The sequence below is a fragment of the Streptomyces minutiscleroticus genome, from assembly GCF_014650875.1.
Taxonomy (GTDB): Bacteria; Actinomycetota; Actinomycetes; order Streptomycetales; family Streptomycetaceae; genus Streptomyces; species Streptomyces minutiscleroticus.
The window spans coordinates 1-9218 of record NZ_BMVU01000117.1 but is presented as its reverse complement, the minus strand read 5'-3'; the positions used below and the strand labels follow the sequence as shown (position 1 = coordinate 9218).

Sequence of the window (9218 nt, the reverse complement as noted above, 5' to 3'; positions counted from 1 at the left end):
CTGCAGCGTCGCCCCGATGTCCGACGTCCGCGTCGTCGTCATCGACTGCACCGAGACAGGCGCGTCCCCGCCCACGGCCACGGTCCCGACCTGGATCCGCCGCGACGCCCTGCGCCGCGCCACCGGCCGGGCCGGCACCTCGGGGACTCCGAGGGGAAGGGCTGTCATGGCGTCACCCGCGGTTCGCGGAGACGGTCTCGCGGGCGGCCCGCAGGGACTCCTTGAGGGAGCCCATGGTGGCCAGGACCGCGGTGGGCTCGTAGCCGCAGTGCGCCATGCAGTTGGCGCACCGCGGGTCCTTGCCGCGGCCGTACGCGTCCCAGTCGGTCTCCTCGATCAGCTGCCGGTACGTCGGCACGTACCCGTCGCTCATCAGGTAGCAGGGCTTCTGCCAGCCGAACAGGGAGTAGTTCGGGATGGCCCAGGCCGTGCACGGGAAGTCGACCTTGCCCTCCAGGAAGTCCAGGAACAGCGGCGAGTGGTTCAGCCGCCACCTCAGCCGGTTGCCCCCGGAGAACGCCTTGCGGAACAGCTCGCGGGTCTGCTCGACACCCAGGAAGTGCTCCTGGTCGGGCGCCTTCTCGTAGGCGTAGGCGGGCGAGATCATCATCTCGTCCACCTTCAGCTCGTCGTTGAGGAAGTCGAGCACCTCGATGATCGTCTGCGGGGTGTCGGTGTTGAAGAAGGTGGAGTTGGTCGTCACCCGGAAGCCGCGCCGCTTGGCCTCCTTGATGGCCTCCACGGCCTCGTCGAAGACGCCCTCCTTGGCGACCGACTCGTCGTGCCGCTCGCGCAGGCCGTCGATGTGCACGGCGAAGGCGAAGTACGGCGACGGGGTGAACCTGTCCATCTTCTTGCGCAGCAGCATGGCGTTGGTGCAGAGGAAGACGTACTTCTTCTTCGCCACCAGCTGGCGCACGATCTCGTCGATCTGCGGGTGCATCAGCGGCTCGCCGCCGGCGATGGACACCATGGGCGCACCGGACTCCAGCACCGCCCCGACGGCCTGCGCCACCGGCATGCGCTGCTTGAGCACGCCGGCCGGGTGCTGGATCTTGCCGCAGCCCTCGCACTTGAGGTTGCAGGCGAAGAGCGGTTCCAGTTCGACGATGAGCGGGAACTTGTCCCGCCTGCGGACCTTCTGTTCGAAGAGGTACGTCGCGACCTTGATGGTCTGGCGGAGCGGCATGGCCATCTGGCTCACCTCCTGGGGAGCGGCGAAGAACGGTGCCATTCAAAGAAAGCGGGTAGGACCGAGCGAAGAACACGGAAAGCCGATATTCCACCGCGCACTGTGCCGATCCGGACAAGTTCGTGCTTCGGGGCGTCCACGACCACCCGTACGGCGGCAACGGGACGGGCGCCCGCCAGGGCGGCGGCGTGCAGCGTGGCCGCCGACTCCATGTCCGCCGCGAGCGCGCCGGACGCGTACAGCTCCAGTCGCTCCTGGCCGCGGACGACGTGGTCCGCGCCGGTGAGCGGGCCGGTGTGGACCGTGCGGCCGGGCAGCAGCCGCGTCAGCTCCTTCACCAGCAGTTCGGTGCCCGTGCAGCGGGTCGTGCCGCGCGGGTCGCGGGTCTCCTCGGCCACCACGAGGTCGCCGGGGTGCATACCGGGGGCGAGCCCGGCGCAGAACCCGGTGGCCAGCACCGCGGCGTCGCGCAGCGCCGGGCCGCCGAGCGCCCGGGTGACGGAGCGCTCGGCGGCCGCGGGCCCCATGCCGGTACGCAGCACGGTGACGGGCACATCGGCCCCGGCCCGGTCGCCGCTGCGCAGGGCGAGTTTCTCGATGCCGAGCGCGCAGGCGACCAGGAGGGGGGCTGGCGCGGCCATCACCCGGTCCGGCCGAGGGTCGCGGAGACGCCGGCCGCGGCCGGCGCGGTCCGCTGCCCCGGCTCCGCGGCACGGGTGCGGAAGGGCTCCCCGTGGACGTACCGGCCGAGCGCGGTGAGCGGGAAGACCTGCCGGTAGAGGTGGTAGTTGATGGAGAAGTCCCACGGGAAGCCGGTGCCGGTGAAGTACGGCTCGTCCCAGGAGCCGTCCGCGCGCTGGGTGCGGGCGAGCCACAGGACGCCGCGCTCGACGGCCTTCGACTCCCGCTCCCCCGCGGCGAGCAGCGCCATCAGGGCCCACCCGGTCTGCGAGGCGGTCGAGGCGCCGCGGCCGCCCCAGCCGCCGGCGTCGTCGTAGGAGCGCAGGTCCTCGCCCCAGCCGCCGTCGTCGTTCTGCACGCTCTCCAGCCAGGCCACGGCGCGGCGGATCGCCGGGTGCGAGCCGGGCAGCCCGGCGGCGGCGAGGGCCGGGACGACCGAGCCGGTGCCGTACACGTAGTTCACGCCCCAGCGGCCGAACCAGGAGCCGTTCTCCTCCTGGTTCGCCAGCAGCCAGGCGACGCCGCGGCGGGTGCGCGGGTCGTGGGACAGGCCCTCGACGGCGAGCATCTCCACCACGTGCGCGGTGACGTCGGCCGACGGCGGGTCGATGACCTCGCCGAAGTCGCAGAACGGCAGCCGGTCGGGGAAGGCGCTGGTGTTGTCGACGTCGAAGGCGCCCCAGCCGCCGTCCTTCGACTGCATGCCGAGGTTCCAGCGCACCCCGCGCGCGACGGCCTTCTCGACGCGCTCGGGGTCGTGGTGCCGCACGCGGCGCAGCGCCAGGACGACCTCGGCGGTGTCGTCGGTGTCGGGGTAGTTGTCGTTGTGGAACTCGAACGCCCAGCCGCCGGGCTGGAGTCCGGGGCGGCGCACGGACCAGTCGCCGGGCCGGACGACCTGCTCGCCGAGCATCCAGTCTGCGGCCTTCACCAGCGCCGGGTGGTCGGCGGGCAGGCCCGCGTCGGCGAGCGCGACGGTCGCCAGGCAGGTGTCCCAGACGGGCGACTGGCAGGCCTCGATCATCCGGGAGCCGTCCTCGCGCCACACCGCGAACCGGTCCAGGGACTGCAGGCCGGCACGCATCACCGGGTGCTGGAGGTCGTAGCCGAGCAGGTGCAGGGCGATGACCGAGTAGACGGCCGGCGGCTGGATGCCGCCCCAGCAGCCGTCGTTCTCCTGGCGCTCGATGATCCAGCGGGCCGCCGCGTTCATCGCCGCCGCGCGCAGCCGCTTCGGCACGAGCGGGCGCATGCCGTGCAGCACCCTGTCCAGCCGCTGGAAGAGGCCGTCCCAGCTGGCCGCCGGGGCCAGGGGCGCGGGCGGGTTGGGGCGGCGGGGGTCGGTGTGCAGCTCGTCGAGCGGGAACGGCGCGGGCCGCACCGGGCGCAGCGCGGAGACCACGGTGAGCGGCACGACGGTCTGCCGCGCCCAGCACCCGAAGTCGTAGATGTTGAGCGGGAACCACTTCGGGAACCAGATCAGCTCCGGCGGCAGCTCGGGCAGGTCCTCCCACTTCCACCAGCCGAACAGGGCGAGCCAGATGCGGGTGAAGACGCGGGAGGCGGCGATGCCGCCCTGCGCGCGGATCCACGCGGACGCCTTCGCCATGTGCGGCGCGTCGGGCGCGTCGCCGGCCAGCCGCAGGGCGACGTAGGCCTCGATGGTGGTGGAGAGCTCGCCGGGGCCGCCGTGGAAGGTGGTCCAGGTGCCGTCCTCGCGCTGCTCGCCGCGTACGTACAGCGCGGCGGCGCGGGTGACGGACTCGTCCTGGACGCCCAGGAACTGGCGGAGCAGGAGGTCCTCGGCGTCCATCGTGACGTTGGTCTCGAGGTCGCCCTTCCACCAGCCCTCGGCGTCCTGGGCCGAGAGGAGGAAGTCGGTGGCGCGCTGTATCGCGCGTTCGGCGGCGTCCTGGGCGACGTCGGTCCCGGCCGCCGGGAGGGACACGTCGTCGATGGCTTCTGCGCTGGTGGCCGAGGCAGTGCGGGGCGGTACCGCGCCCGTGCTTCCGTCGGTCGTCGCTGTCATGGCTTCCCCTTCGTGCAGTGAAATCGGTCCATCTGCTGTGGGTCCGCCGTCGGCCGGTGCGCCCTGTGCTGGGTCCTCCCCGCTCGCTCCGGGGCACCGGCCGGCGACTACGCGAGGTCTATTCGCCCGATAGTGATCATCTCTTCCGTACGACGACGAAGTCGGCGAGCGCCGTGAACTGCGCCCGCACCCGGTCCGGCATGTCGATCGTGTCCAGCGCCTCGACGGCGACGGTGTGCTGACGACGCGCCTCCTGGGCGGTCCACTCCCGGCCGCCCGCCTCCTCGATGAGGGCGGCGCGCGCGGCGAACTCCTCCTCGGAGAAGTTCTCGAAGTCGCTGCTCTTGGCGTCCTCGGCGAGGATCCGGCCGAGCCGTTCGGAGGCCGGCCCGCCCGCCGCGAGGGCGGCCACGACCGGCAGGGACTTCTTGCGCTGGCGCAGGTCGCTCCAGGTCTGCTTGCCCGTGGACTCCGGGTCGCCCCAGATGCCCAGCAGGTCGTCGACGGCCTGGAAGGCGAGGCCGAGGTGGTGGCCGTAGCGCTCCAGGGCGTCGGCGGTGCGGTCGTCGGCGCCGCCGAGGACGGCACCGACGGAGCTGGCGCAGGCGAGCAGGGCGCCGGTCTTGTTGCCCTCCATCTCCAGGCACTCCTCGACGGTGACCCGCTCGCGGTGCTCGTAGGAGATGTCCTGGGCCTGGCCGTCGATGAGGGCGCGGGACGCCCTGGTCAGGCGGCGGGTGGCGCGGCCGGCCTCGACGGTGCCGAGCTCCAGCAGGATCTCGTTGGCCAGCGCGAAGAGCGCGTCGCCGACGAGGATGGCCTGGGCGGGGCCGTGCACCTTCCACACGGTGTCGCGGTGGCGGCGCTGCTCGTCGCCGTCCATCAGGTCGTCGTGCAGCAGCGAGAAGTTGTGCACCAGCTCGACGGCGACCGCGCCGGGCACCCCCACCTCCGGTGCGGCGCCCGCGGCCTGCGCGGACAGCACGGCCAGGGCCGGCCGTACGGCCTTGCCGCCGTCGCCGTCGGCCGGGTTGCCCTGGGCGTCGATCCAGCCGAAGTGGTAGGCGGCGACGGTGTCCATGGGAGGGGCGAGGCGGTCGACGGCCGCCCGCAGCACCGGTGTGGCCAGGGTCCGGCCGCGCTCCAGCAGCGCGGTCACGTCCACCGCGTCGGCGGCGGTCGGGGCCGGGGTCACAGGGGGCACAGTCTCTCCTCTTGTTGCGGTACCGGGAGTGCGGAATCCTGCCGAACGCAGAACGGCCGTCACCGGAGATCACCTCGCAGTGATACACCGGACCCCTCGGGGACACGGGCGGGGGGCCCGGGGTCGTCAGCGGACGGAACGTGGTAATCCGACTCCGCGACGGTCCCGAAGAGGTGGCCGCGGGGTCTGCCGAGGGCGCGCAGCGCGGCGTCGGCGGCGCCGGTGCCGCTGCGGACCGCGCCCTCCATGGTCGCGGGCCAGCCGGTGGCGGTCCACGCGCCGGCCAGGTACAGGCCCGGCGCCTTGGTGCGGTTGCCTGGCCGCAGCCGGCCGACCCCGGGCGACGGGGCGAACGTGGCCGTGCGCTCCCTGGTGACGAAGAAGTCCCGGACGGCCGCCCCGCGCGTGGCGGGCAGCAGCCGCTCCAGCTCGGGCAGGTAGCGCTCGCGCAGCGCGGCGACGGGCGCGTCGATGTCGTCCTGCGCGGCGGACTGGGACAGCGCGAGGTACTGGCCGGACTCCAGGCCGGACGCCTCGGTGCGGTCGAAGACCCACTGCACCGGGGAGCCGAGGGCGGCGAGGAACGGCGCGCGCAGCACCGTGCGGTCGTACACCACGTGGATGTTGAGGATGGGCGACGTGCCGATCTCCAGCAGGCGCTCGGGCGCGTCGAGGGCGCCGGCGGGCAGCAGGCCGTGGGCCTCGCGCTGGGGCACGGCGAGCACGACGGCGTCGGTCTCCAGCGTCTCGCCGGGCACCTCCACGGCCCAGCGCCCGCTTCCCGTGCGGGAGACGGAGCCGACGCGCGTACGCAGTTCCGTGCGCACGCCCGCCGCCTCCAGCGCGGTACGGGCGAGCCCGTCGTGCAGGTCGCCCAGCGGGACGCGCGCCCAGCCGATGTCGGCCGCGCCCGGGTCCGAGAGCAGACCGGTCCTGAACACCATGGCGGCGAGTGCGAGCGAGCAGTCCCCCGCGACCGCGTTGAGGGTGGCGACCCCGACCAGGTCCCACAGCGCCTCGATCGCGCGCTCCGACTGGCCGTGCGCGGCCAGCCAGCCGCCGAAGTCCTGCCCGTCAAGGGCCGGGTCGGCGGGGTCGAGCCTCTGCAGCGCGAGCGCGGCTCGCCCGACCCGCGCCCGGTCGGCGAGCGAGAGGTGCGGATACGTGGCGAGGCTGCGGCCCAGGTGCAGCGGTACGGGCAGGGCGTCGCGGCGCAGCCGGCCGAGCCGGCGCCCCTCCGGCTTCGCCACGTCGACGACGGGTACGTCGAGCCGGTCCTGCAGCGGCGCGAGGCCCGCCCCGCCGATGCGGTCCAGGAACCAGCGGTAGGCGGTGCAGCAGCGCAGGTAGACGTGCTGGCCGTTGTCCACGGTCAGCCCGCCGCGGCGGAAGGAGAAGGCGAGCCCGCCCAGGCGGGGCCGGCCCTCCAGCAGGGTGATGCGCACCCCGGCGTCCGCGAGCGCGAGCGCCGCGGTGATCCCGGCGAGCCCGCCGCCCACCACGACGGCGCTCGTCCCCGCGGGACGGTCCGCCGCGCGCGCGGCCGGCGCCGACGGCTCGGTGTCCCCGGTCATCGCGCCCCCTCCCCCGCGGCCCCGCCGTCACGCGCGCACGTCGCGCGGCCGGCCGTCGCAGTCAGGGACGCGCCCACCGTACGGAGGGTTGCCCGCCGCTCGCCGGCGGGCGTGCCGCCGTGCTCCCGCCCGCTCATCGGACGCGCCTTCGGACGGTCCCCCGGGCGGCGTGCCGGGCGTCCAGGCCGGACAGCCCGCGCACGGCGACGTACGCCTTCTCGCGGCCGGGCAGCGAGACGCGGCCGCGCAGGACGGCCTCCGGCTCGCGCTCGATCCGGTCGAGCAGCCGGCGGTAGATGCCGGCCATGGCCGCGACGCAGGCGCCGCTGCGCCGGTCGAGCAGGGGCAGCAGCCGGTAGCCCTCCGCGAAGAGGGCGCGGGCCCGGCGCACCTCGAAGTGCACGAGACCCGCGAAGTCGGAGCCGGGGGGCGGGACGGGCCCGGCGAAGCCGGCCGAGCAGCCGAACTTCGCGAGGTCGTCCGCCGGGAGGTAGGTGCGCCCGCCCTCGGCGTCCTCGCGGACGTCTCTGAGGATGTTGGTCAGTTGGAGCGCGAGGCCGAGCGTGTCGGCGTACTCCGGGGCGCGGTCGGCGCCGTGCGCCCCCGCCTCCGTGCCGAACACCCCGAGGGAGAGCCGTCCGATGGCCCCGGCCACGCAGCGGCAGTAGACCCTCAGGTCGTCCCAGGTCTCGTAGGTCTCGCCGCGCACGTCCATGAGGACGCCGTCGATGAGCTCGTCCAGGCCGTCCAGCGGGATCGGGAAGTGGTCGGCGGCGTGGCCGAGGGCGACCGGGACCGGGTCGGTGTCGTCCTCGGCCACGCCGCCGCCCCGCACGCGCGCGAGCACGGCCCGGGTCTCCTCCAGACGGGCGGTCTTGACCTCGGGCGCCAGGGTGCCGTCGCCGATGTCGTCGACCCGCCGCGAGAACGCGTACAGCGCCGACATGGCGCGGCGTTTGGCGGCCGGCAGCAGCCGGATGCCGTACGCGAAGTTGCGGGCCTGCTGCGCCGTGACCGTCTCGCAGTAGCTGTAGGCGGCGAGTACCGGCGCGGGCACGTGGTGCTCCGACTCCACGGTCCGGATCACCCCTTTCCTCGCAGAGTGACGCCCACCTGGTGCAGCAATCGCATCCTGCCGGGCTTGGGCGGACCGGGAAGTACGTCGAATTCGGCGGCGGCGATCGCGCCCAGTGCCGCCCTTCCCCCCGCGACGAACCCCGCGAGCAGCAGCCTCAGCCTGCCGTGCACGCTACCCACGAGGGGGGTGCCTTCATTCAGGAGGTTGCGGGCGCGTTCTGCTTCGAATGCGACCAGCGCGCGCACCGATGCTCCTGCCGAGTCCGCCGCGAGGTCCGCCTCCTGGACGTGGAAGCGCTTCATGTCCTCGGCGGGCAGGTAGACGCGGTCGCGGCCGAGGTCCTCGGCGACGTCCTGGAGGTGCTCGACGATCTGCAGCGCGGTGCACACGGCGTCGGAGCGGCGCACCCGCTCGGGGGTCGAGGTGCCGGTGACGGACAGGACGAGGCGGCCGACCGGATTGGCCGAGAGCTCGCAGTAGGCGAGCAGGTCGTCGTAGGTCTCGTAGCGCCGGACGAGCTGGTCCTGGCGGTTGGCGGCGATCAGGCCGAGGAACGGCTCGGGGGCGAGCCGGGCGCGGCGCACCGTGGGCTGCAGACGGCGCAGCAGGGGGTGGCGCGGCGTGCCGTCGAAGACCCGGCGCAGGTCGGCCTCGAAGGCGTCGAGCAGGACGAGCCGGTCCTGGGCCTCCCGCGGCGACACGCCGAGGAGACGGGCGTCGGCACCGCCGGGGGCGAGGTCGCCGTCGCCGATGTCGTCGACGAGCCGGGCGAAGCCGTAGAGAGCCACGAGGTCCTCGCGCCAGGCCCTGGGCAGGAAGAACGGGGCCACGGGGAAGTTCTCCTCCGCGGCCTTGTCGAGGGTGCCGCGCGCGGGGTCGTCCGCGCGGGACTCACCGGCTCCCGTCACCGCTCACTGCCCGGCACACGGACGGCACGCCCCTCGCGCAGGTAGGGAGTCTCCGTAGCCATCGCCGTCACATCTCCCGTTCTACACTGCCGACTCAATACATCCCATTTCGGACACGCCGCCCAGTGACCTGCGACATTTCGACGCCGGTGTCGCGCGTTATCGACCTATGTGCCGCGAAATCGGCACCCGGTACAGCTTACGTTGTACAACGCACCGCGCTCCGGCGGGGTGTCCGGCGCACCACGACAACACACCGATCGGCGTCAAGATTCCTACGGGCGGCGGAAGTTGGACTCTTCTTTGCCGACCGGGACGTCCCCATGGCCGTTCCTTTGCCGACCGGGACGCCTTCGCGACCCCTCCGGTTTCACGGGCGCACCGGCCCCGTACGCGGGGCCGGGACCCGGCGGCCGGAGCCCGGTCCCGGCCCGGCACGCCCGGATCCCGGATTCCTACTTGCCGGTGAACTTCTCGTACTCCTTCATGACCTCTTCGGTGGGCCCGTCCATGCGCAGCTCGCCGCGTTCCAGCCACAGCACCCGGTCGCAG

General features: G+C 73.7%; 9 protein-coding genes and 1 pseudogene. All 10 read right to left on the bottom strand.

The features are described 5' to 3' along the window. A partial coding sequence (locus IE271_RS39405; RefSeq protein WP_373308913.1) for a flavodoxin-dependent (E)-4-hydroxy-3-methylbut-2-enyl-diphosphate synthase occupies nt 1–168 on the bottom strand: 168 nt, incomplete at its 3' end. Between the two features lie 4 nt (nt 169–172). Further along, complete coding sequence (gene hpnH, locus IE271_RS39400; RefSeq protein ID WP_190195255.1) at nt 173–1195, bottom strand: adenosyl-hopene transferase HpnH; 1023 nt, start codon at nt 1193–1195, stop codon at nt 173–175. A 5-nt stretch (nt 1196–1200) separates the two neighbouring features. After that, entirely contained in the window at nt 1201–1833 is a 633-nt protein-coding gene (locus IE271_RS39395; RefSeq protein WP_190195254.1) for a phosphorylase family protein, read from the bottom strand. Then, complete coding sequence (gene shc / locus IE271_RS39390) at nt 1833–3902, bottom strand: squalene--hopene cyclase (RefSeq protein WP_190195253.1); 2070 nt, start codon at nt 3900–3902, stop codon at nt 1833–1835. Before shc ends, IE271_RS39395 begins: the two co-directional genes overlap by 1 nt. 136 nt (nt 3903–4038) lie before the next feature. After that, entirely contained in the window at nt 4039–5106 is a 1068-nt protein-coding gene (locus IE271_RS39385; RefSeq protein ID WP_373308912.1) for a polyprenyl synthetase family protein, read from the bottom strand. Between the two features lie 59 nt (nt 5107–5165). Continuing rightward, complete coding sequence (hpnE, locus tag IE271_RS39380) at nt 5166–6680, bottom strand: hydroxysqualene dehydroxylase HpnE (protein ID WP_190195251.1); 1515 nt, start codon at nt 6678–6680, stop codon at nt 5166–5168. Beyond that, nucleotides 6677–6817: a DUF6380 family protein gene (locus IE271_RS44240; protein WP_351286447.1), complete on the bottom strand. Its 141-nt coding sequence runs from the start codon at nt 6815–6817 to the stop codon at nt 6677–6679. Before IE271_RS44240 ends, hpnE begins: the two co-directional genes overlap by 4 nt. Continuing rightward, entirely contained in the window at nt 6814–7767 is a 954-nt protein-coding gene (gene hpnD / locus IE271_RS39375; RefSeq protein WP_190195250.1) for a presqualene diphosphate synthase HpnD, read from the bottom strand. Before hpnD ends, IE271_RS44240 begins: the two co-directional genes overlap by 4 nt. Next, on the bottom strand, nt 7764–8666 hold the full coding sequence (hpnC, locus tag IE271_RS39370; RefSeq protein ID WP_190195249.1) for a squalene synthase HpnC: 903 nt from the start codon (nt 8664–8666) through the stop codon (nt 7764–7766). The genes hpnD and hpnC overlap by 4 nt, the downstream gene beginning before the upstream one ends. Before the next feature lie 455 nt (nt 8667–9121). After that, nucleotides 9122–9218, bottom strand: a pseudogene (locus tag IE271_RS39365) (ABC transporter ATP-binding protein); the annotation flags it as partial.

Coding starts and splice junctions, on each gene's coding strand:
- hpnH (WP_190195255.1), bottom strand. CDS start 1,195: ATGGCCATGCCGCTCCGCCAGACCATCAAGGTCGCGACGTACCTCTTC.
- IE271_RS39395 (WP_190195254.1), bottom strand. CDS start 1,833: ATGGCCGCGCCAGCCCCCCTCCTGGTCGCCTGCGCGCTCGGCATCGAG.
- shc (WP_190195253.1), bottom strand. CDS start 3,902: ATGACAGCGACGACCGACGGAAGCACGGGCGCGGTACCGCCCCGCACT.
- hpnE (WP_190195251.1), bottom strand. CDS start 6,680: ATGACCGGGGACACCGAGCCGTCGGCGCCGGCCGCGCGCGCGGCGGAC.
- IE271_RS44240 (WP_351286447.1), bottom strand. CDS start 6,817: ATGAGCGGGCGGGAGCACGGCGGCACGCCCGCCGGCGAGCGGCGGGCA.